Here is a 23,487-nt window from a genome sequence, read left to right on the forward strand (position 1 = left end):
CCCGCTCGGATCTGCGGATGGCGGTCAGGCCATGGTAGGCAGATCACGCCGAGGCCGTATCGGCCTGTGGATAACTCTCTGGCCTGCGCTTTTCTAGGAACAGACGGTCGCTGCCGCAGGCACCTTCCCGGTCAGCAGATAGCCGTTCACCGCCGTGCGCACGCAGCGGTTCCCGCTGTCGTACGCGCCGTGCCCCTGCCCCTTGTACGTCAGCTCGACGCCCACACCCTTGCCCAGGGCGTCCACCATCTTCCGCGCGCCCTCGTACGGTGTGGCCGGGTCGCCGGTGTTGCCGATGACGAGGATCGGTGCCGATCCGGTCGCGTGGACGTCGGGGTGGTCGGCGGCGCCCGGCACGGCCCAGTCGGTGCAGCCGGCCATGGACCAGGCCAGGAAGTCGCCGAACAGGGGTGAGGCGGCGCGGAACTCGGGCAGCCTCGCCTCGATGTCCGCGACGGTGTAACGCGGTTTCTGGTCGGCGCAGTTGATGGAGATGTTCGCCGGGGTGATGTTGCTGTACCCGCCGGTCTCGTCGCGGCCGTTCATCGAGTCGGAGAGCAGCATCAGGACCCTGCCGTCACCGGCGTACGCCTGAACGAGGCCTTCGGTGAGGTACGGCCAGAAGTCCTTGGAGTACAGCGCCTGCGCGATGCCGTTGGACGCCGCGCTCTCGGTGAGCTCGCGTGGGAAGACGCCCGGGATGGGCTTGGCGTCGAGCTTCTTGAGGAGCTCGGCGATCCGGTCCTCGACGTTCTGTGCGGTGTCGCCGACCGGGCAGCCCTCGGCCTTGGAGACGCAGTCCTCGGCGAAGTTGCGGAGCGCGAGCTGGAAACCCCTGGCCTGCCCGAGCGAGCCCTGTTCAGGTGTCTGGGTGGGGTCGACGACCGCGTCGAAGACGGCCCGGCCCACCTTCTTGGGGAACAGGTGTGCGTAGACGCCGCCGAGTTCGGTGCCGTACGAGATGCCGAAGTAGTACAGCTTGTCGTCGCCGAGGACCTGGCGCATCAGATCCATGTCCCGGGCCGCGTCGGTGGTGCGCACATGCGGGAGCACCTTCTTGGAGTTCTTCTCGCAGGCCGCGTTGAACTTCCTGGTGTTGGCGAGCAGTTCGGAGCGCTCGGCGGCGTTGTCGGGCGTCGCGTCCTGCTGGAAGTACGCGTCGAGCTGTTGGTCGTCCTCGCACCGCACGCCGGCGCTGCGGCCGACCCCGCGCGGGTCGAAGCTCACCAGGTCGTAGCGGGTGCGCAGGGTCGCGTAGTCCGTGCCGAACGCGGGAAGCGTGGCGACTCCCGAGCCGCCCGGCCCGCCGAAGTTGAAGATCAGGGACCCGATGCGCCTGCCCGGGGCACCGCTGGCCTTCGCGCGGATCAGCGCGAGTGGGATGGTCCTGCCCTTCGGCTCGGCCCAGTCCAGCGGTGCCTTCATGGTGGCGCACTGCCAGGCGCCGCCGCCGGGGAGCGGGGAGGGGGCACTGCCGCCGCCCTCCGACTCGGACGGCGCGGGACAGTCCTTCCAACTGAGCTTCTGGGCCGCCGGATCCTCCGCCGTGGCCCCGGAGCCGTTGTCGCCGCACCCCGCGATCAGGGACGCCAGCAGCAGGGCGATGGCTGTCAGGGCAGCGGCACGCGGCCGGAAGGGGTTGGGCATGCCCCCATCCTGCGGGCGTACCCGGTGGGGCGCTCGGGGCGCGAGCCGTACGAGGTACCGCACGCCCCGGGGAGTACCGCCATGGAACCGCCCTCCCTAGAGGGCTCCCTTCCGCGTCAGGTGGTTGAAGAACAGCCAGCCCGGCAGCACCGGGATCCACAGGGTCAGCAGCCGGTACAGCAGCACGGCGGGGGCGGCGACCTCCTTGGGCAGGCCCACGGCGATCAGACCGACCGTGAGGGTCGCCTCGACCGCGCCCACACCACCCGGGGTCGGTGCCGCCGAGCCCAGCGCGTTGCCGGCGAGGAAGACGACGGCGACACTGGCGAGGCTGAGCGAGGTCGACTCGTTGCCGAACGCCCGGATCGAGGCGTCCAGGCACATCACGAAGCAGGCGGTCAGCAGCAGCATGCCGCCGATGCCGGTGACCAGCTTCTGCGGTCGCTGGAGAACGTCCAGCATGCGCGGTACGACACCGGCGAACAGCGACCTCACGCGCGTGACGACGAATTTCCGCAGGAACGGCACCGAGGTCACCACGAGGACGAGCACCGCGACGGTCAGCAGGCCCGCGATGACCGTCCGGGACGGTGACAGCGACGGTGTCTTCTCGGTGCCCGTCAGATAGCCGAAGGACAGCAGCATCAGGATGTGGCAGCCGAGCCCGAACAACTGCGACGCGCCGACACTGGCCACCGCGAGCCCCGGCCGCACCCCCGCGCGCTGAAGGAAACGGGTGTTGAGGGCCACGCCGCCGACCGCCGCGGGCGCCACGATCTTCACGAACGACCCGGCGACCTGCGCGGCCACGGTCCGTATGAACGGCACCCTCTCCGGGACGAAACCGAGCAGACTCATCGCGGCGGCGAAGTAACTCAGCGCCGAGAACAGCACGGCCGCGGCGACCCAGCCCCACTCGGCTTCGTTGAACAGGGTGGCGAACTCGATGTGGGTGAGCTGGGAGAGCAGGAAGTACGCGCCGAACGCGCCCGCGATGAAACTGATCAGGGTGCGCGGTCGGACCCGTTCCAGCCGGGCCGGTTCGACCGGGGCCTGCGGTCTGATCAGCAGCACCTGGTGGCGGATCTGGGCGAGGAGGTCCTCCTCGCGGGCTCCCTCCAGAGCCTCGTCGATGGCCCGCTTCTCGGCCCGTTGCTCGGCCCGCACCGCCTTCTTGCCGGACTTCTCCAGTGCGGCGGGCCCCGGGTCGGGGTGGGCCGCCTCCAGCCGGGCCTGCTTGGCCAGCTGGGACGCCTCCAGGACCGCCTCACGCTGACGCTGGGCCCGCTCGCGGGCGAGTTTGCGCAGCGTCGCGCGCGTGGAGCGGGACAGGGCGATGGGCTGGAGCATCGGCAGACAGTCCGCCACCGTGTCCGGGCCGAGCACTCCGACCGCGGACGTCACCGCGCGTTCGGCGCCCACGCGCAGGCCCAGGGTCGTCACCAACTGGGCGATGTCCATGCGCAGCAGCAGGTCCCCGGCCGCGATCTCGCCGACCCGGAGGTCGGTGAGGATCACCTTGCCGGAACGATCCACCAGAATCGCCTCGCCGACGAGCCTGCGATGCGCGATGCGCCGCGACTGCAGGGCCCGCACCTGGTTCCAGGTGCTGCGCAGCAGGTCGTCGGTGATCTCCTCGTCCGCCAGCGAGTCGAGCGTGCGGCCTCCGGTGTGCTCGTAGACGAGCATCACGGCATCAGGGCCGAGCTCGGAGGTCGCGATCAGCTTGGGCGCGTTGGCACCGGCGGCGATCGCCGCGTACGCGAGGAGAGCCTCCTGCTCAAGGGCCTGGCGCAGCGACTGGAGACTGCTTCGGGTGGCCAGACCGCGCAGCGTGATGTTGCGCCACATGCGGTAGAAGAACCCCTGCGCCTGCTGCTCACGGTCGACCACCGTAACGTCCAGCGGTGGACCGTCCTCCAGGGTGACGAAATAGCGTCGGCCGCGGTCACCGCTGTCCGCGGCCTCCGGCACTTCCTCACGGGCCGCGCTCACCGGGTGGAAACCGACGTGCCGCAGGCCCGCCATCAGGGTGCGCCCGGTGGGACGCACGTTCGGTGAGCCGACCGCGTACAGCGTGCCGTACGCCACCGACCAGCCGATCAGCACCGTCAGGATGATCGAGAACGGTGTCGTGTAGCCGGTGACCAGCATGGAGAAGGCGTCGAGCAGCAGTACCACCCACAGCACGGCGCGCCAGCGCGGCCGACGGGACATGCCGACGGCCGTCATGTACGCGATGACCGGGGCGAGATAGCCGTGCACCGGGTCGGTGAGCGCGTGGATGTCGCCGGGGGAGGGCTGAGTCAGCGCCTCCTGGATGGAGTGCGGGGTGGCCTTGGCGACCCACAGGTCGGTGGCGAGGGTCACCCCGTGCGCGAGGACCGCCGCGAGCACACCGTCGGCGATGCGCAGCCCGTCACGCTTGATCAGCCGTTCGATCGCGAAGGCGACCGGCACCAGGAGGATCGCGATGCTCGACGCCAGGCCCGCGATCTTGATCAGCAGGTCGGGTGCCTGGCCGGTGCCCTTGTTGATGTCCTGTTCGAGACCGGAGGTGGTGCCGTGCGCGAACGCGGCGATCGCGAGCAGGACGACGATCGCGACGACGCCGGCCAGGAGCCGCATGAGATCGGAGGGACGGTGCACGCGCGCGGGAAGCAGCGGTTCGTCGCCCTCGACCTCCTCGGCGTGCGCCTCGTCGTCGCAGTCGGCGGCCGGTCCGGCCGGTGTCCGCCCGTGGTCGTGGCCGGTGCCGTCCGCATCAGGACGCGACGAGACCTCAGAGGTGTCCTCCGTGCCTTCGGGGTGCACGCCCTGCTGGTTCATGGTCTCTTCTTGGTCTCGTATCACCGGTCACCGCCCGCACGATGGTGGCATGCCCCACTGACACACAGGGGCATCAGGGTGCATTGCGGGGGCGCACATTCTGCCGCAAGCGCTGCTTCGGGGCGAGGATCGCCCAGGGCCGCCCTCTCGTCCCATTGTCGGTGGGGTGGGGCAGGATGGGGCGGATGAGCGATGAGAGCCGTCCGGCGGACGCCCTCCCGGAGTATGCCGAGCGGGCCCTGGAGGCCGCGGAACTGATCCCGCCCGGGCGTGTCATGACGTACGGCGATGTGGCCGAGTGGCTTGAGGAGGGCGGACCGCGCCAGGTCGGGCGGGTGATGGCCCTCTACGGCGGGGCTGTTCCGTGGTGGCGGGTCGTCCGCGCGGACGGGGTACTGCTCCCGGGACACGAACTGGAGGCCCTCGACCACTACCGCGCGGAGGGCACACCCCTGAAGGGGGCGAGCAGGGCCGCCGCGGGGCATCTGCCGCGCATCGACCTGAAACGTGCGCGCTGGGACGGCGGCGAGCGGGCGGAGGGTCACAACTGACAGCTTCCGCCATCGGGCGGGTGCCAGGGGGACCTGTGGCCCGTACGGGGTAAACCGGGCACGTCCGTGCCATGGCGTACGTTCGTGGGGCGAGGGGCCCTGGGGACGCCCGAGGCCGGAGGGAACAAGCGGAAGACCTGCTTCCGAACCGCCCGTCGGCGTACGGTCGACCGAACCTGCACCTCGTACCTTCCGGCCACCGTCCTCCGCGCGGTCAGCCAACCAGCACAACCACCAGGACCGGCGAACCACGTGAGCTCCTCTTCCTCCACCAGACGCCTGTCGTACCCACAGGGGCGACAGGGGAACCGTGGCGCTTACCGACTGGTGCGCACCCCGCCCACGCGGCAGGATCCCCCTCGTCTGGACGCCGCGCAGCGCGCCGTGGTTGACCATGAGCGCGGACCACTGCTCGTCCTCGCGGGTCCGGGCACCGGGAAGACCACCACCCTCGTCGAGTCCGTGGCCGCCAGGATCGCCCGGGGCGGGGACCCCGAGCGGATCCTCGTGCTGACGTTCAGCCGCAAGGCGGCCGTCGAACTGCGCGACCGCCTGGCACTGCGCGTCGGAGCCGCCCGCGCTCCCCGCGCGACCACCTTCCACTCCTTCTGCTACGCCCTGGTCCGCGCCCACCAGGACAGCGACCTGTTCGCGGAACCCCTGCGACTGCTCTCCGGCCCCGAACAGGACGTGGCCGTACGTGAACTGCTCGCCGGCCAGCCCGACCTGGAGCGGCTCGGCCTCGCCCATGTGCGCTGGCCGGACGAACTGCGCGCCTGCCTCACCACCCGGGGCTTCGCCGACGAGGTCCGCGCGGTCCTCGCCCGCAGCCGCGAACTCGGTCTCGGCCCGGACGCCCTGGACGCCTTCGCCCGGCGCATCGGCCGCCCCGACTGGCGCGCCGCCGCCGCCTTCCTCGCCGAGTACCTCGACGTACTCGACATGCAAGGAGTGCTCGACTACGCGGAACTCGTGCACCGCGCGGTACTCCTCGCGGACCGCCCCGACACCGCCGACCGGCTCGCCGCCCGCTACGACGCCGTCTACGTGGACGAGTACCAGGACACCGACCCCGCCCAGGTACGGCTGCTGCACGCGCTCGCCGGAGGCGGCCGGACACTCGTCGCGCTCGGTGACCCCGACCAGTCGATCTACGCGTTCCGCGGCGCGGACGTCAACGGCATCCTGGACTTCCCGGAAGCCTTCCCGCGCGCGGACGGGCGTCCCGCCCCGGTGGAGGTCCTGGGGACGTCCCGCCGCTCCGCCGCCGTCCCGCTGACCGCCACCCGCCTCCTCACCCAGCGCATGCCCCTGACCCGTCTCCCGGCCGAGAAGGTCCGCGCCCACCGCGGACTCGCCCCGGTCCGCGACGGCGGCCGGGTCGACGTCCGCACCTACCCGACGTCCGGCACGGAACTGGAGAACATCGCCGACATCCTCCGTCGCGCACACCTGGAGGACGGTGTCCCCTGGGGCGAGATGGCCGTCCTGGTGCGCGCCGGCGGCCGTACGATCCCCACGGTCCGGCGCGCCCTCACGTCCGCCGGGGTCCCCCTGGACATCGACGGCGACGACCTGCCCCTGCGCCACGAACCGGCGGTGGCACCGCTCCTGACGGCCCTGAGGGCGGTGGCGACCGCGGCGACGTCCGGCGCTGTCGAGGACACGGAGACGGGCCTCCAAGGGGCGGGGGACCCCGGCGACGCCCTGCCGGAAGCCACCGCCTGGCTCGGCACCGAGACCGCCCTGACCCTCCTCACCTCCCCCCTCGCCGGTATGGACGCCGCGGATCTGCGCCGCCTCGGCCGCGCCCTGCGCGAGGAGGAGCGGGCCGCGGGCAACCCCGTACCGCCGCCCTCGGACGAACTCCTGGCCCGCGCCCTGGCCGAACCCGAGCGCCTGGTCGCCCACGACCCGGCGTACGCGCGCGGTGCCCAGCGCCTCGGCGGGCTGCTCGGCAAGGCACGTGAGCGCCTCGCGGGCGGCGGCACCGCCGAGGAGGCCCTCTGGGACCTGTGGAACGGCACACCCTGGCCGGGACGGCTGGAGCGGGCCGCCCGGCGCGGCGGCGCTGCCGGACGCAACGCCGACCGTGACCTCGACGCCGTGTGCGCGCTGTTCGCGACCGCCGCGCGCGCCGAGGAACGCACCGGCGGCCGGGGCGCCCTCAACTTCCTGGAGGAGATCGACGCCGAGGACATCGCCGCCGACACCCTCAGCCGCCGCGCCGTGCGCCCCGACGCCGTACGCCTGATGACCGCGCACCGCTCCAAGGGCCTCCAGTGGCGCCTCGTGGTCGTCGCCGGTGTCCAGGAGGGCCTGTGGCCCGATCTGCGCCGCCGCGGCTCCCTCCTGGAGGCCGACCGCATCGGGCGGGACGGCCTCGCCGAACCCCTCACCCCCGGAGCGCTGCTCGCCGAGGAGCGGCGGCTGTTCTACGTGGCCGCCACGCGCGCGCGTGAACGTCTCGTCGTCACCGCGGTGAAGGCTCCCGCCGACGACGGCGACCAGCCCTCCCGCTTCGTCACCGAACTCGGCGTCGAACCCAAGGACGTGACGGGCCGCCCCCGCCGCCCCCTCTCCGTCGCCGCCCTCGTCGCCGAACTGCGCGCCACAACGGTCGACCCGCGCGTGTCCGCCCCCCTCAGAGAGGCCGCAGCCCGCCGCCTGGCCCGGCTCGCCGCGCTCACCGACGAGGAGGACCGCCCGCTCGTGCCGTCCGCCCACCCCTACCGCTGGTGGGGCATGTACGAGCCGACCGAGAGCAAGGTCCCGCTGCGCGACCGCGACCAGCCCGTCGTGCTCTCCGGCAGCGCCCTCGACCAACTCGCCAACACCTGCGCCCTGCAGTGGTTCCTGGGCCGGGAGGTGAAGGCCGACGCCCCCGCCACGGCCGCCCAGGGCTTCGGGAACGTGGTGCACGTCCTCGCCGACGAGGTCGCCTCCGGTCACACGCCCGCCGATCTCGCCGTCCTCATGGAGCGCCTCGACTCCGTGTGGAACGCGCTCGCCTTCGACGCGCCCTGGAAGTCGGCGCAGGAGAAGGAGCACGCGCGCGTGGCGCTCGAACGCTTCCTGACCTGGCACGTCGATTCCAGTCGCACCGGCCGCACCCCCGTGGCCAGCGAGCACGACTTCGACGTGACCCTCGGAGCCGGCGAGTACGAAGTGCGCATCCGCGGTTCCATGGACCGCGTCGAGGCCGACGGCGAGGGCCGGGCCTACGTCGTCGACTTCAAGACCGGCAAACAGGCGCCCACCGCCGCCGAGGTGGCCCGCCACCCCCAGCTCGCCGTCTACCAGCTCGCCGTCCGTGAAGGCGCCGTCGACGACGCCTTCGACGGCGTGCGCCCCGAACCGGGCGGCGCCGAACTCGTCCAGTTGCGGCAGGGCGCCGCGAAGCGGGACGGCGGCGAGACGCGGCCCAAGGTGCAGGCGCAGGCCCCTCTCGCGGGCGGGACGGGGGCGGAGGGCGAGTGGGTCGGCGACCTGCTGGCAACCGCCGCCGGAAAAGTGCTCGACGAACGGTTCACCCCGACCGCCGGCCAGCACTGCGCGCACTGCTCCTTCCGGGCGTCGTGCAGCGCCCGCCCGGAGGGCCGGCACGTCGTCGAGTGACACCGTCCGGGTCCGCGCGAGGGTGCCGCCCGTACAGGAGTGATGTACGGCACCACCCGTGCCGGCCTGCGCTTTCTCCGAGCCGGAGGGCCGGACTGGCGGCCACTGTCAGTGGCCGCCGATAGCCTCTCCGATGTGCCGGCCACGATCAGCGACCCCGAGCAGCTCAAAGAGCTCCTCGGCATCCCCTTCACCCCGGAGCAGACGGCTTGCATCATCGCGCCGCCCGCCCCGCAGGTGATCGTGGCCGGAGCCGGGTCGGGCAAGACCACGGTGATGGCGGCACGCGTGGTGTGGCTCGTCGGCACCGGCCAGGTCGCCCCCGAACAGGTGCTCGGCCTCACCTTCACCAACAAGGCCGCCGGTGAACTCGCCGAACGCGTCCGCAAGGCCCTCGTCCGCGCGGGTGTCACCGACCCGGACGCCATCGACCCCGACAACCCGCCCGGCGAACCGGTCATCTCGACCTATCACGCCTTCGCCGGCCGCCTCCTGAAGGACCACGGGCTGCGCATCGGCCTCGAACCGACCACCCGGCTCCTCGCCGACGCGACCCGCTACCAGCTCGCCGCGCGCGTACTGCGCGAAGCGCCCGGCCCCTACCCGGCGCTCACGCGTTCCTTCCCGGACCTCGTCAGCGACCTCCTGACCCTCGACTCCGAACTCGCCGAACACCTCGTCCGCCCCGAGGAACTGCGCGCCTACGACGCCGGACTGCTGCGCGACCTGGAGGGGGCCAGACTCACCAACCCGGACCTCCGCAAGGTCCCCGAGACAGCCACGGCCCGCCGTGAACTCGCCGGACTGGTGACCCGCTACCGGGCCGCCAAACGCGAGCGCGACCTCCTCGACTTCGGCGACCAGATCGCCCTGTCCGCCGAACTCGCCCACGTCCCCGAAGTGGGCCGCGTCATGCGCGAGGAGTTCCGGGTGGTGCTCCTCGACGAGTACCAGGACACGTCCGTGGCCCAGCGGGTCCTCCTGGCAGGCCTGTTCGGCGCCGGCACCGGCCATCCCGTGACCGCCGTCGGCGACCCCTGTCAGGCGATCTACGGCTGGCGCGGCGCCTCCGTCGCCAACCTCGACGACTTCCCCGAGCACTTCGCCCACGCCGACGGCGGCTCGGCGGCCCGCCAGTCGCTCAGTGAGAACCGCCGCAGCGGAGGCCGTCTCCTCGACCTCGCCAACGGCCTCGCCGAGCCCCTGCGCGCCATGCACGCGGGCGTGGAGGCCCTCCGCCCCGCACCCGGCGCCGAACGCGACGGCCAGGTGCGCTGCGCGCTGCTGCCCACCCACGCCGAGGAGATCGACTGGCTTGCCGACTCCATCGCCCACCTCGTACGCACCGGCACGGCACCCGGCGAGATCGCCGTCCTGTGCCGCACCGCCACCGACTTCGCCGAGATCCAGGGAGCGCTGGTCGCCCGGGACGTCCCTGTCGAGGTCGTCGGGCTCTCCGGGCTGCTGCACCTGCCCGAGGTCGCCGACCTGGTGTCCGTCTGCGAGGTGCTCCAGGACCCGGGGGCCAACGCCTCCCTGGTCCGGCTGCTGACCGGTCCGCGCTGGCGCATCGGTCCCCGGGACCTCGCCCTCCTCGGCCGCCGGGCCCGCCGCCTCGTGTCCCACGCGCGCGTGGGCGACGCCGACGACCCGGACCGCCGGCTCGCCCAAGCCGTCGAGGGGGTCGATCCCGCCGAGGTGATATCGCTCGCGGACGCCCTCGACACCTTCCTGGAGACACCTCTCAGAGGCCAGGGCGACGACGACGGGCTGCCCTTCTCGACGGACGCGCGCGTGCGCTTCGCCAGGCTCGCCACCGAACTGCGCGACCTGCGCCGCTCTCTCGCCGACCCGCTGATGGACGTACTGCACCGCGTCCTGGCCGTCACCGGCCTGGAGGTGGAACTGTCGGCGTCCCCGCACGCCCTGGCCGCCCGTCGCCGCGAGACCCTGTCCAACTTCCTGGACATCGCCGCGTCGTTCGCCGCCCAGGAGAAAGAGGCGAGCCTGCTGGCCTTCCTCGGCTTCCTGCGCACGGCCGCGCAGTACGAGAAGGGCCTCGACAACGCCCTGCCCGGCGGCGAGAACACCGTCAAGGTGCTCACCGCCCACAAGTCCAAGGGGCTGGAGTGGGACGTCGTAGCCGTCCCCGGCCTGGTCACCGGCGCCTTCCCCAGCGACCGGGGCCGCGAGAAATGGACCTCCCAGGCCAAGGTCCTGCCCCACGAGCTGCGGGGCGACACCGACACGCTGCCCGACGTCGAGGCCTGGGACCCCCGGGGCATGAAGGCCTTCCAGGAGGCGATGAAGGACCACCAGCACACCGAGGAACTCCGCCTCGGCTACGTCACCTTCACCCGCCCCCGCTCCCTCCTGCTCGGCTCCGGCCACTGGTGGGGGCCCTCCCAGAAGAAGCCGCGCGGCCCCTCCGGCTTCCTGTGGGCCCTGCACGACCACTGCGCGGCCGGACACGGCGAGATCGAGCTCTGGGCGGACGAACCGGAGCAGGACGAGGACAATCCCGCCCTGCGCGCGACGACCGCCGACCAGCTCTGGCCCCTGCCCCTGGACGACACCGCGTTCCGCCGCCGCCGGGCCGCCGCCGAGACGGTCCTCACTCACCTGGAGACCCTCACCGCCCACGAGGACAGCCACTCCACGGCCCCCGACCCCGACACCTACGACGACCCGGACTGGCCCCCGCCGCCGGACGACGAGCCTCCGTACGAGGACGACGAGCCGCTCCACGACGAGCCGCTCCACGAGGGCGAAGAACTCCTGGACGACGGCCCCCTCGAAGAAGCCGCCGCGTCCCTCACCGAGGACGACGCCGACTGGGACGCCTGGAGCACGGACCGCCCCGAACCGCCCGCACAGACCTCATCCCAACCGCAACCCCAACCCCACGCGCGCGTGACGCACACCGGCCACGACCGCCCGCCCACCGTGCCCCACGCCCGCAGACACCTCGCCGAGGCGAATCTCACACCCGAGGAGGCCCGCACCGTCGCCTCCTGGGACCGTGACCTCGACGCGCTCACCGGGGAGCTGCTGCGCGCCCGGGAGAGCGTCACCGACGTCCCCCTGCCCCCCACGCTGACCACCACCCAACTGATGCTCCTGGCCGCCGACCCGGACGCCCTCGCGCAGGAGCTGGCCCGCCCCATGCCACGCCCACCGCAGCCCGCCGCCCGCCGGGGCACCCGCTTCCACGCCTGGGTCGAGGCCCGCTTCGAGGAACTGCGGCTCCCCATGCTGGAGCCCGAGGAACTGCCCGGCGGCGACGCCGAGATCGCCGACGAACGCGACCTGCAGACCCTCAAGGACGCCTTCGAGCACACGGTGTACGCACACCGCACGCCCTACCGGGTCGAGGCCCCCTTCCAGCTCGACATCGCCGGACGTGTCGTACGGGGCCGGATCGACGCCGTCTACAAGGAAGGCGACGGCGCGGAATCGACGTACGAGATCATCGACTGGAAGACCCACCGCGCCCACACCGCGGACCCGCTCCAGCTCGCCGTCTACCGCCTGGCCTGGGCCGAGCAGCAGGGCGTGCCCCTGGAGGCCGTCACGGCCGGCTTCCTCTACGTGCGCAGCGGCGAGACCGTCCGGCCGGAGAACCTCCCGGACCGGGCCGCGCTGGAGCGGCTGCTCCTGGACGAGCCGTCCGCGTTCGCATCACCTGACGACGATGTCAGCGCGGGCCGATAAGCTCATGACCATGAGCCAGGCCCCGGACAGCGCAGTCCGCACGTACATCGAGCAGCACCGCACCACCTTCCTCGACGACCTCGCCGAGTGGCTGCGCATCCCGTCCGTCTCGGCCCAGCCCGATCACGCCGCCGATGTACGCCGCAGCGCCGACTGGCTCGCCGCCAAACTCCGGGAAACCGGCTTCCCCACCGTCGAGGTCTGGGCCACGCCGGGCGCCCCGGCGGTCTTCGCCGAGTGGCCCGCCGACGACCCCGCCGCCCCCACGGTCCTCGTCTACGGCCACCACGACGTGCAGCCCGCCGCCCGAGAGGACGGCTGGGACAGCGACCCCTTCGAACCGGCCGTCCGGGGCAACCGCCTCCACGCGCGGGGGGCCGCCGACGACAAGGGACAGGTGTTCTTCCACACACTCGGCGTCCGCGCCCACCTCGCCACCACCGGCCGCACCGCGCCCGCCGTCCACCTCAAGATGCTTGTCGAGGGTGAGGAGGAGTCGGGCTCCGTCCACTTCCGTTCCCTCGTCGAGGAGCACGCCGACCGGCTCGCCGCAGACGCCGTGATCGTCTCCGACACCGGTATGTGGGCCGAGGACACCCCCACGGTGTGCACCGGCATGCGCGGCCTCGCCGAGTGCGAGATCCAGCTCCACGGCCCCGACCAGGACATCCACTCCGGCTCCTTCGGCGGTGCCGTGCCCAACCCGGCGACCGCCGTCGCCCGTCTCGTCGCCGCGCTCCACGACGAGCACGCGCGCGTGACGATCCCCGGTTTCTACGACGGCGTCGCCGACCTCACCGACCGAGAGCGCGAACTCCTCGCCGAACTCCCCTTCGACGAGGAGCAGTGGCTGCGGACCGCCAAGTCCTACGCCGCGCACGGCGAGGCCGGACACACCACCCTGGAACGGGTCTGGACGCGTCCCACCGCCGAGGTCAACGGCATCGGCGGCGGCTACCAGGGCCCCGGCAGCAAGACGATCGTCCCGGCCTCCGCCATGGTGAAACTCTCCTTCCGGCTGGTCGCCGGCCAGGACCCCGACCACATCGAGAAGATCGTCCGCGCCTGGACCGCGACCCGCGTTCCCGCCGGGATCCGGTACGAGATCACGTTCGCGGCGGCCACGCGCCCGTGCCTGACCCCGCTGGACCACCCCGCCCTGCGGTCCGTCGTACGCGCCATGGGCCGCGCCTTCGACAAACCGGTCCGCTACACACGCGAGGGCGGCAGCGGCCCGGCCGCCGACCTCCAGGACGTCCTCGGTGCCCCCGTGCTCTTCCTGGGCATCTCCGTCCCCTCCGACGGCTGGCACGCCCCCAACGAGAAGGTGGAGATCGACCTGCTGCTCAAGGGCGTCGAGACCACCGCCTACCTGTGGGGCGACCTGGCCCAGAACTGGCGCCATGAGTCCTGACACCCCGGCCCGGTCCGGAGCGGGCGACGCTCCAGGAGACACTGGGAGCGTCGCCCCACACCCACGCGAATCCGCCCGAAAGCCGCTGCCCCCCATGCGCACCCACCCGCGTCCCGCTGAACCGCCCGCCGAAATATCCGTTCCACCGGGGGAGTTGGAAGCACCTGTGACCACCTGGACCGACCACACCGCCGACCGTCCCATCTCGCTCACCGCCCCCAGCGGCATCGACCGGGCCGCGCACCACAGGCTCGACGAGGCCTGGCTCGCCGCGGCGTGGAGCCACCCCAGCACCCGCTGCTTCGTGGTCTCCGGCGGCCAGGCCCTCATCGACGAGACGTCCGACGGGCGTACCGAACTCGTCATGACCCCCTCCTTCGAAGCCCCTCTCACCGAGGCACACCGCTACTTCCTCGGCAACGACGACGACGGCACCAGCTACTTCGCCCTCCAGAAGGACGCCCTGCCCGGCCGCATCGACCAGTCCGCGCGCCCCGCGGGCCTGCGCGAGGCCGGCCTGCTCCTCTCGCCCCGCGACGCGGGCCTGATGGTGCACGCCGTCGCCCTGGAGAACTGGCAGCGCCTGCACCGCTTCTGCTCCCGCTGCGGCGAGCGCACCCTCATCGCCGCCGCCGGCCACATCCGCCGCTGCCAGGCCTGTGGCGCCGAGCACTACCCGCGCACGGACCCGGCCGTGATCATGGCCGTCACCGACGAGGAGGACCGCCTGCTCCTCGGACGCCAGGTCCACTGGCCCGAGGGCCGCTTCTCGACGCTCGCCGGTTTCGTCGAGCCCGGCGAGTCCATCGAGCAGTCGGTGCGCCGCGAGGTGTTCGAGGAGGCAGGCGTCCTCGTCGGCCAGGTCGAGTACGTCGCCAGCCAGCCCTGGCCGTTCCCGTCCAGTCTCATGCTCGGCTTCATGGCGCGCGCCCTGTCCACCGACATCGAGGTCGACGGCGACGAGATCCACGAGGCCCGCTGGTTCTCCCGCGAGGACCTGCGCGCGGGCTTCGAATCCGGCGAGGTCCTGCCGCCGTACGGCATCTCGATCGCGGCCCGCCTGATCGAACTCTGGTACGGCAAGCCGCTGCCGAAGCCGGGCAGCGCGCTCTGACCCACGAGGCCGGCCCCTGAGCCGGTCCCGGCCGACATGCCGCCGGGCACGCGAAGACCCCCGCACGGCCGCCGGGCCGGTCGGGGGTCTGTGACACGCGGCTCAGGCGCCGAGAGCCTGCTTCACCTGGGCGAGGCTCGGGTTCGTCATGACGACCTGCGGGCCGTCGTTGGAGGGAACGACCAGCACCGTCGGAACCGTCTGGTTGCCGCCGTTCGCCTTCTCCACGAACGCCGCGGAGTCCGGGTCCTGCTCGATGTTGATCTCGTTGTACGCGATGCCCTCGCGGTCCATCTGGCTCTTCAGCCGACGGCAGTATCCGCACCAAGTGGTGCTGTACATCGTCACAGTGCCCGGCATGTCTCTCGCGCTCCTCAGCAGTTCGGGGGACGGGTGCTCGCTGAGTTGGAACGCACGGGACCCGCCCACCATTCCCGCCCGGGGTATCCGAGGCCGAACGCCTGCCGCATTAGTACGACTGCGAGGGGGCGCCTGTGGACAACCGGCTCACCCGTCTCCGGCGACCTGGCAGCATGGCCGTGTGACAGCAGCAACGCACTCCACCCTCTTCCCGCAGGTTCCGGACTCGGCCGACGCGGTGCTCGACGGACTCGATCCCGAGCAGCGCGAGGTGGCCACCGCCCTGCACGGTCCGGTGTGCGTGCTGGCCGGGGCCGGCACCGGAAAGACCCGGGCGATCACCCACCGCATCGCCTACGGCGTACGCGCCGGCGTGCTCCAGCCCTCCAGCGTGCTCGCCGTCACCTTCACCAACCGCGCCGCCGGCGAGATGCGCGGACGACTGCGCCAGCTCGGGGCCGGCGGAGTCCAGGCGCGCACTTTCCACTCGGCCGCGCTGCGCCAGCTCCAGTACTTCTGGCCGAAAGCCGTCGGCGGCTCCATGCCCCGCCTCGTCGACCGCAAGATCCAGCTGGTCGCCGACGCAGCCGCCGCCTGCCGCATCCGCCTCGACCGGGGCGAACTGCGGGACGTCACCGCCGAGATCGAATGGTCCAAGGTCACCCAGACCGTCCCCGCCGACTACCTGCCCGCCGTCGCCAAGTCCGGCCGCGTCGCCCCCCGCGACCCGGCCGAGATCGCCCAGGTCTACGCCGCCTACGAGGACCTCAAGCGGGACCGCTCCGTCATCGACTTCGAGGACGTGCTGCTGCTCACCGTCGCCGTCCTCCAGGACCGGCACGACATCGCCGAACAGGTCCGCGCCCAGTACCAGCACTTCGTGGTCGACGAGTACCAGGACGTCAGCCCGCTCCAGCAGCGGCTGCTGGAACTGTGGCTCGGGGAGAGGGACAACCTGTGCGTGGTCGGCGACGCCAGCCAGACGATCTACTCGTTCACAGGAGCAACGCCTGACCATCTGCTCGACTTCCGGATCCGCCACCCCGGTGCGACCGTCGTCAAACTGGTCCGCGACTACCGCTCCACCCCCCAGGTCGTCCACCTCGCCAACGGCCTGCTCGCCCAGGCGCGGGGCCGCGCCGCGGACCATCGCCTGGAACTGATCTCGCAGCGCGACCCCGGACCCGAACCTGCCTACACCGAATACGCCGACGAACCCGCCGAGGCCGAGGGTGCCGCCCGCCGCATCCGGGACCTCGTCGCCGGTGGCGTTCCGGCCGGTGAGATCGCCATCCTGTTCAGGACAAATGCCCAGTCCGAGACCTACGAACAGGCACTCGCCGACGCCGGAGTCCCTTACCAACTGCGCGGCGCCGAACGGTTCTTCGACCGGCCCGAGGTGCGCAAGGCCATCAGCGCGCTGCGCGCCGCCGCCCGCTTCGGAGCCAACGACTCCCTGCTGGACGACGTCGTCGACCTGCCTTCCCAGGTCCGTGCCGTGCTGTCGGGGGAGGGCTGGACCAGTCAGCCGCCGGCGGGCTCCGGGGCCGCCAGAGAGCGCTGGGAGTCGCTGGCCGCACTGGTGAACCTCGCCCAGGACTTCACCACTGCGAAAGCCGGCGCCACGCTCGCCGACCTCGTCGCCGAACTCGACGAGCGGGCGAACGCCCAGCACGCCCCGACCGTGCAGGGCGTCACCCTCGCCTCCCTCCACTCGGCCAAGGGCCTGGAATGGGATGCCGTCTTCCTGGTCGGGGTCGCCGAGGGCATGATGCCGATCTCCTACGCGAAGACCGACGAACAGATCGAGGAGGAACGCCGCCTCCTGTACGTCGGAGTGACCCGCGCGCGAGAACGCCTCCATGTCTCCTGGTCCCTCTCCCGCGCGCCCGGGGGCCGCCCGAGCCGCCGCCCAAGCCGCTTCCTCGATGGCGTGCGCCCCGGCTCCGCCGCCACGGCCGTCCGGACGGGCGCGGCGGGCTCCGGCGGTATCGTGCGCGGCTTCGGAGGCGGCCCCGGGGCCGCCCCGCGCCGCACCCAGAGAACCCCGGCCCGCTGCCGGGTCTGCGGGCGCACACTCACCGACGCGGGCGAGATGAAACTGATGCGCTGCGACGAGTGCCCCTCGGACATGGACGAGGGCCTCTACGAGCGGTTGCGCGAGTGGCGGGCGGTCCAGGCGTCGCGCAGCGGGCAGCCGGCCTTCTGCGTCTTCACCGACAGGACCCTGATGGCGATCGCGGAGACCGTCCCCGACGAGGCCGGGGAGCTCGCTCGCATCCCCGGCGTGGGAGTCCGCAAGCTCAACCGGTACGGATCCGATGTTCTGGCCATCTGCGCAGGTCAGGAGGTGGAGAGGGAGGGCGGCGACGACTGATTCAAACTCGTCGGAAAAATAGTTTGCGCATGCCCCGGGAATCCCCATAGGTTCTTGGTCAAGGGAACAGAGTCTTCTCAGAAGACCTGGCCCTGTGCTGTACTTCATAGTCGTATATCCGTTGGACTGGTTCACCCCAGTCCCCCAAGACGCCGAGAGGAGGCGAGTCCAGTGATCAGCATCAACACCAGCTCAGTCCGCACGGTCGACATGACCGATCTCTCGACCGTCTCCCTGTGCATGCTCGGCGTCTCGAACCTGGGCACCGGTCTGTCCGGCATTCCTGCCGTCCGGCCGGCGTCCTCGCTGCCTCTCGCGGGTCTCCCTGTCCGTGAGCGCAATGAGCGACCGAGCAAGGCACTGGAAGCAGGAGCAGTAGAGGCGAAGGCCCCGGCCTATGCCTTTGCGGCCGGTGCCGGATCCCTGAAGCAGACGACGCAGCACCACACGATGTGGGCCTTCCGTGGGCCAGAACCCTGGAGTGATCCAGCCTGATCGATCAGGCCGGCGCCTTCAGGGCCGCGGAACCCCATCCGGGATCCGCGGCCCTTCTGTTTTCCCCGAACGGGGACAACGGAGCGAAGGGGCCTCGGGACAAGAGAAAACCCGCCGGTACCAGCCGCACCCGGCCCAACAGGGCCGGAACGACCAGACGAGGAAAACGACCCGTGCAACTCGAAGCGCACGCCCCGTCAGTACCGCCTTCCGAAACGATCCCCCCGCCCGGCCTCACGGAGGACTCCACCTTGATCCCCCTCACCGCGCTCACCGCGCTCGACGACGCCATCGAGAACCTCGGCGTACCCGTCCCCTGCCGCTCCTACGACCCGGAGGTCTTCTTCGCCGAGTCGCCGGCCGACGTCGAGTACGCCAAGTCCCTCTGCCGTACCTGCCCGCTGATGGAAGCCTGCCTCGCCGGCGCCAAGGAGCGGCGCGAGCCGTGGGGCGTCTGGGGCGGCGAACTGTTCGTCCAGGGTGTCGTCGTGGCCCGCAAGCGGCCCCGTGGCCGTCCGCGCAAGAACCCGGTCACAGCATGAACATCACAGGAACGATCGACCGCCCCGTCACGCACGACCCCAAGAAGCAGGCCCCGATGACGCCGACCACCAGCGAGCCCGTCGGCTCCGCGACCCCGGACTTCACCACCACCGGTGCGAACGACTCGCGCCAGAACAGGACCCGAGAGATGCAACTCATCCCAGAAGCCCTGGCTCGTGCGCATATGCACGACCGCCTCCAGGAGGCCGAGCAGGACCGCCGCGCGTACCGCGTGGTGGCCGCCCGTCGCCTCCAGCGCCGAGCCGAGCGCGCCTCGCAGCGTGCCCGCCGTGCGCTCGCCCTGGCGGTCATGCAGTAACGAGCCCGACAACTCGGCAGCAACAGCAGCCTCATCCCCTCGGGGGCCGGTCCGTCCGAACGGACCGGCCCCCGAGGGGCGTTGTGCCCCGGTGGAGAATGCGGCTCACGCCTCGGCAGCCGCGGCCTCCTCCTCGGCCTCCGGCAGGAACCCCGGCAGCCACTCCTCCAGTTCCGCACGCATACGGACCGTCGCCCCCAGTTGGCACAGGACACCGATGGTGCTCAAGGTCACCCGGTGTATCAGCAGATACGACGGGGGCAGATTGAGGCGCTTGCCCAACTGATGGGCGGGGGAACGCGGGTCGGCTATGCGGGCCGCCTGACCGCGCATCCAGCCCCGGGTGAAGGTGAACTCCTCCGCCTGGGCCGGTTCGATGATCGGCAGGAGGTAGTCGAGCACCGCGTCGGGGTCCAGGTCGATCGAGTCCTTGACGAAACCCTCCGCGCACAGGGCCTCGTAGACCGCCTCGGCCTGACCGTCCAGGGTCAGCCGCAGCGAGTCGCCGATCGTCGCGGGCAGCCCGCCCGGGAGACGGTCGACCGTGCCGAAGTCCAGCACACCCAGTCGCCAGTCGCCCTTGCCGGCCGGACCGCCGGGCAGCAGGCGGAAGTTGCCCGGGTGCGGGTCGGCGTGCAGGAGACCGGTGCGCGCGGGGCCCGAGAAGAGGAACCGGGCCAGCAACTGGCCCGCGCGGTCGCGCTGCTCCTTCGTGCCGCTGGTGATCACCTCCGACATCGGTATGCCGTCGATCCACTCCGTCACCAAGACCTGCTCGCACTGGCGGACGACGGCCGGAACCACGACATCCGGATCGTCCGTGAACTCCTCCGCGTGGGCCTGCTGGGCCTGCGCCTCCAAGCCGTAGTCGAGTTCCTCCGAGACGCGGTCCCGCAGTTCGGTGATGAGTGGCTTGATGTCCATCCCGGGGATGAGCGGCCCCAACAGACGGGCGAAGCGGCTGAGCTGGGTCAGGTCGGAGAGCAGCGCCTCGCCGGCGCCCGGATACTGCACCTTGACCGCGACCTCGCGTCCGTCGTGCCACCGTCCCCGGTGCACCTGGCCGATCGAGGCCGCGGCGGACGGCTGGTCCTCGAACTCCAGGAACAGGTCCTGCCAGTCCGCGCCGAGCCGCGCCGCGAGTACCGAGTGCACCGTGCGGGTCGGCATCGGCGGGGCCGCTTCCTGGAGCTTCGTCAGCGCCGCGCGGTAGGGGCCCGCGACCTCCTCGGGCAGGGCCGACTCGAAGACGGACAGGGCCTGCCCGAACTTCATCGCGCCGCCCTTGAGCTCGCCGAGCACCTTGAACAACTGTTCCGCCGTGCGCTGTTGCAGTTCGCGGCCGACGATGTCCGCCGACTCGCCGACGATCCGTTTGCCGAGTCCCCAGGTCGCCCGCCCGGCCATGCCGAGCGGGAGCGCGGCGAGCTTGGCGGTACGGGTGACCGCCTTCCGGGGAAGATCAGACATGAGCCCTCCAAGTTCCGGACAGCCGCGCCGCGTGTGCCTTACGGCGTAACCCCGTCGACGGCCGTTGCTCCGCCATTGTCTCGCGCGACTCCCCGTCCTCCGAGGTGTGTGCCACGTTCTTACTCTTCTCCTCTGCGCCGCACGGGCATGCGGGATGAGCCCAGACCGGGCGGGCGTGCCAGTCGAGCCCGGGCACGGAGACCTCCCAGCGCGCTCCCGCGCTGGACGGCGTCCCGCCGTCCAGGAAGGCGAGCGCATGGCTCGCGGTCAGGCCCGCGACCGTCGTCGCCAGGGCCAGGTCACAGGCCCTGACCTGGCGCGGACGTGCGCAACGCCACTGCGCCACCAGACGCGGCCAGGCGGGGTCCCGCTCGACGCGCCACCGGTCCAGACAGCCGGCGCAGGCCGTCTCGCCCGGCAGGACCAGCGGGCCCACGACGCCGGTTCCCTCCACCACGCCCGCGTACAGATGAGGTGTGCCAGAGGTCACGAGTGGTTCCGCTGCCGCCGGGTCGGGGGCGTGCACGGCGAGGTCGTCGCGCGGGGCGAGGATCACCAGGGAGAGCCCGGGGGAGTGTTCGCCGGGCGGCGACTGGGCGGCCGTACGCCGTGGTGGGCGGTCCGGGGCCGCCCGGCGGGCAGCGCGCCGTGCGGACTCGTCCCGGCGTTCGCCGACGGACTCGGCGGGCAGGCCACCCGGCGCGACGTCCCAAGGCTCGACCACGCCTCCGTCACGCACATCGACGTGACCCACCCCCGCACCCGCCAGCAGTGAAGCCACCACCGCGCCCACCCGGCCCGCGCCCCGGACCTGCACGCGCAGCGACCTGCGTGCCGCCAGCCGTGCCATCGCCTCGCCCGGCGCCCGGGCGACCACGGAGAGGGACGCGAGATCGGGAGCCAGCCGCTCCAGAACCCTCGTCCTGCCGCGCAGCGTTTCGACGGCAGGGCCGCCGCCCGTCGCGTCGTCGAGGAGGCCCGCCTCGCCCAGCCGCTCCACCAGTGCGTCGACATGGGCGGCCGGCAGGTCCATGCGGTGCGCCTCCTCGTGAAGGCGTGGCAGTCCGCGCGTCCCGTCGAGCAGGCCCAGAAAGCTGCCTGTTGCCGTGTCCATCGGGCCGAGTGTCATCGCGTGGGCGGGGGTCATCCCGAACTGCACGGTGTTCAGGTCCCGCCAGCCGCTGCGCAGCGCGCTCTTCATCATCGGGTGGCTGACACGCGGGCGGTTCGGCTCTGTACGGCTTGCCTTCGGCGGCGCTGCGACAGCCGGATCCGACGCGGGTGCAGGTGCAGGTGCAGGTGTGGTGGTCGATCGCATGGCAGGCCCCCGTAGCCAGAGTGATTCCCCGTGGAAAGTCCTTGTTTGCCGGTGGATGTCATCGCTCGTCCGCCGACGAATGCCAGCATGCCCGGTCCGCTCATCGGCCGTCGAAAGTTGTCCACAGGCGGTGGGTATTCGTCGCACTAATCAAGCGCATGGTGGGGATCGCCGCCGAACCGTGCCGGAGTCAAGACTTCCCCCGTGCACAGCGGGTAACGTCGTGGCGTGCCCGCCGACCCACTGCACCGCGCCGGAAACCCACAGCGCAGTACGACGAGCCAGCCGCCGAGCGGCTCGGGGGCGAGCGCGATCGAGGTCCGCAGAAGCGCCCGGCGACGCCGGACGGTCTCCGCGTACCGCGAGGGCGATCGCACCGTCGTGCTCATCCCCGCCCGGATGTCCGAGGCCGAGGAGCAGCGCTGGGTGACCGTCATGCTCGACAAACTGGCCGCCCAGGAGAGCAAGAACAAACGGGTGCCCGGAGACAGCGAGCTGGCCGAGCGCGCGGAGCAGTTGTCGGCCCAGTACTTCGACGGCCGCGCCCGTCCGGCCTCGGTGCGCTGGGTCACCAACCAGAACACACGCTGGGGCTCCTGCACCCCGGCCGAGGGCAGTATCCGCCTGTCGCACCGGCTCCAGGGCATGCCCGAGTACGTCGTCGACTACGTGCTCCTGCATGAGCTGGCGCACCTGCTGGTGCCCGGTCACGGGCCCCGTTTCTGGCGGCTGCTGGACGCGTATCCACGGACCGAACGGGCCCGTGGCTATCTCGAAGGAGTGGTCGCCGCCGAGCGGTTGCCGCATCCGCCCTCCGCGCGCGGGGAGTGATCTCCGTGCCCCACGCGCGCGGTGGTGCCCGGGTGTTCTGTACCGGGTTTGTACCGGCTCCGGCCGCGTCCGGATTTAGCCGTTAGCCTGACCCGACGCATTCGGCATTCGGGATGGGGGACGGGCGGTACGCATGGCCAGGGAATTCCAACGCGGCCACAAGGCCAGGATCAGTGATCTCACAGCGGGCACGGATCTGTACGTGGGTGTGCAGATCTCCGGACCGGGACTGAGCTTCGACATCAGTTGCTTCGGCCTCGACGCCGACGAGCGGCTCTCGGACGACCGGTACTTCGTCTTCTTCAACCAGCCGAAGTCGCCCGAGGAGTCCATCCAGATCCTGGGCGCCCAGGCGGGCGACACGGAGTCCTTCCGGGTCACGCTCGACCGGATCCCGCCGCAGATCCAGAAACTCTCGTTCACGGCCACGATCGACGGCGCCGGGCAGATGTCGCAGGTCGGCCCCGGATACATCCGTGTCGTCGCCGGCGGCGAGGAGGTGGCCCGCTACTCCTTCAACGGCTCGGAGTTCACCACCGAGCGCGCCGTGATGCTGGGCGACTTCTACCTGAAGGACGTGTGGCGGTTCGCCGCGGTCGGACAGGGTTTCGACGGCGGGCTGGAAGCGCTGCTGAAGAACTTCGGCGGGGAGGTCGCCGAGGAGGAGACGCCCGCTCCGCAGCAGGCGCCGGCCGCTGCCGCGCCCGGCTTCGCGCCGCCCGCGTTCGGCGCCCCGGCGCCCGCCCCGGCCGCTCCGCAGCCCGCCGCCCAGGGTTTCGCGCCCCCTCCGGGAGCCGTCGCACCCCCGGCGCCGGCCCCCGCGCCGTCGATGCACGCGGCCCCCAACCTCGTCCCGCCCCTGACACCGCCCGTCGGCGCCCAGGTGC

General features: G+C 71.8%; 16 protein-coding genes. 11 read left to right on the top strand and 5 right to left on the bottom strand.

Going from position 1 to position 23,487, the window contains the following annotated elements; all coding sequences use genetic code 11:
- Window positions 1–93 precede the first annotated feature (93 nt).
- Both AOK08_RS18525 and AOK08_RS18530 read right to left on the bottom strand, forming a co-directional pair.
- Window positions 94–1,647 carry an alpha/beta hydrolase gene (locus tag AOK08_RS18525; protein ID WP_055527044.1) on the bottom strand — a complete coding sequence of 518 codons (1,554 nt, stop codon included), beginning with the start codon at window positions 1,645–1,647 and terminating at the stop codon, window positions 94–96.
- 96 nt (window positions 1,648–1,743) lie between these two features.
- Window positions 1,744–4,476 carry a lysylphosphatidylglycerol synthase transmembrane domain-containing protein gene (locus AOK08_RS18530; protein WP_055527046.1) on the bottom strand — a complete coding sequence of 911 codons (2,733 nt, stop codon included), beginning with the start codon at window positions 4,474–4,476 and terminating at the stop codon, window positions 1,744–1,746.
- A gap of 176 nt (window positions 4,477–4,652) precedes the next feature.
- Between AOK08_RS18530 and AOK08_RS18535 the strand changes: the two genes are divergently transcribed.
- The 5 genes from AOK08_RS18535 (at window position 4,653) to nudC (ending at window position 14,887) form a co-directional block, all read left to right on the top strand.
- On the top strand, window positions 4,653–5,027 hold the full coding sequence (locus tag AOK08_RS18535) for an MGMT family protein (RefSeq protein WP_241826996.1): 375 nt from the start codon (window positions 4,653–4,655) through the stop codon (window positions 5,025–5,027).
- A gap of 252 nt (window positions 5,028–5,279) precedes the next feature.
- A complete protein-coding gene (locus AOK08_RS18540; protein WP_079054115.1) occupies window positions 5,280–8,645 on the top strand; it encodes an ATP-dependent helicase in 3,366 nt (1,121 codons plus the stop codon).
- Window positions 8,646–8,780: 135 nt separating this feature from the next.
- Window positions 8,781–12,359, top strand: coding sequence for an ATP-dependent DNA helicase (locus AOK08_RS18545; protein WP_055527081.1), 3,579 nt, complete (start codon window positions 8,781–8,783; stop codon window positions 12,357–12,359).
- Between the two features lie 10 nt (window positions 12,360–12,369).
- Entirely contained in the window at window positions 12,370–13,773 is a 1,404-nt protein-coding gene (locus AOK08_RS18550; RefSeq protein ID WP_422125750.1) for a dipeptidase, read from the top strand.
- Window positions 13,774–13,927: 154 nt separating this feature from the next.
- A complete protein-coding gene (gene nudC / locus AOK08_RS18555; protein ID WP_079054116.1) occupies window positions 13,928–14,887 on the top strand; it encodes an NAD(+) diphosphatase in 960 nt (319 codons plus the stop codon).
- A 102-nt stretch (window positions 14,888–14,989) separates the two neighbouring features.
- Here nudC and AOK08_RS18560 read toward each other — a convergent pair whose 3' ends face one another.
- The gene (locus AOK08_RS18560) at window positions 14,990–15,247 is read right to left on the bottom strand and encodes a glutaredoxin domain-containing protein (RefSeq protein ID WP_055527060.1); all 258 of its coding nucleotides are present in this window, start codon (window positions 15,245–15,247) and stop codon (window positions 14,990–14,992) included.
- A gap of 181 nt (window positions 15,248–15,428) precedes the next feature.
- On the opposite strand from AOK08_RS18560, the gene AOK08_RS18565 reads away from it, so the two are divergent.
- The 4 genes from AOK08_RS18565 to AOK08_RS18580 all read left to right on the top strand — a co-directional run bounded on the left by AOK08_RS18565 (window position 15,429) and on the right by AOK08_RS18580 (window position 18,981).
- Window positions 15,429–17,624, top strand: coding sequence for an ATP-dependent DNA helicase UvrD2 (locus AOK08_RS18565; RefSeq protein ID WP_198539305.1), 2,196 nt, complete (start codon window positions 15,429–15,431; stop codon window positions 17,622–17,624).
- 171 nt (window positions 17,625–17,795) lie between these two features.
- Window positions 17,796–18,119 carry a hypothetical protein gene (locus AOK08_RS18570; RefSeq protein WP_055527066.1) on the top strand — a complete coding sequence of 108 codons (324 nt, stop codon included), beginning with the start codon at window positions 17,796–17,798 and terminating at the stop codon, window positions 18,117–18,119.
- 173 nt (window positions 18,120–18,292) lie between these two features.
- Window positions 18,293–18,661, top strand: coding sequence for a WhiB family transcriptional regulator (locus tag AOK08_RS18575; protein WP_020119791.1), 369 nt, complete (start codon window positions 18,293–18,295; stop codon window positions 18,659–18,661).
- Window positions 18,658–18,981: a hypothetical protein gene (locus AOK08_RS18580; protein ID WP_055527068.1), complete on the top strand. Its 324-nt coding sequence runs from the start codon at window positions 18,658–18,660 to the stop codon at window positions 18,979–18,981. The genes AOK08_RS18575 and AOK08_RS18580 overlap by 4 nt, the downstream gene beginning before the upstream one ends.
- A gap of 105 nt (window positions 18,982–19,086) precedes the next feature.
- Here AOK08_RS18580 and AOK08_RS18585 read toward each other — a convergent pair whose 3' ends face one another.
- The gene (locus AOK08_RS18585; protein ID WP_055527070.1) at window positions 19,087–20,451 is read right to left on the bottom strand and encodes an ABC1 kinase family protein; all 1,365 of its coding nucleotides are present in this window, start codon (window positions 20,449–20,451) and stop codon (window positions 19,087–19,089) included.
- The gene (locus tag AOK08_RS18590; protein WP_055527073.1) at window positions 20,444–21,655 is read right to left on the bottom strand and encodes a TOMM precursor leader peptide-binding protein; all 1,212 of its coding nucleotides are present in this window, start codon (window positions 21,653–21,655) and stop codon (window positions 20,444–20,446) included. Before AOK08_RS18590 ends, AOK08_RS18585 begins: the two co-directional genes overlap by 8 nt.
- Window positions 21,656–21,997: 342 nt before the next feature.
- On the opposite strand from AOK08_RS18590, the gene AOK08_RS18595 reads away from it, so the two are divergent.
- Both AOK08_RS18595 and AOK08_RS18600 read left to right on the top strand, forming a co-directional pair.
- Window positions 21,998–22,600 (top strand): M48 metallopeptidase family protein, encoded by a 603-nt coding sequence (locus AOK08_RS18595; RefSeq protein WP_055527076.1) that lies wholly within the window; start codon window positions 21,998–22,000, stop codon window positions 22,598–22,600.
- Window positions 22,601–22,733: 133 nt separating this feature from the next.
- A partial coding sequence (locus AOK08_RS18600; protein ID WP_198539306.1) for a TerD family protein occupies window positions 22,734–23,487 on the top strand: 754 nt, incomplete at its 3' end.

The sequence above is a fragment of the Streptomyces graminilatus genome (assembly GCF_001418565.1).
Lineage (GTDB): Bacteria > Actinomycetota > Actinomycetes > Streptomycetales > Streptomycetaceae > Streptomyces > Streptomyces graminilatus.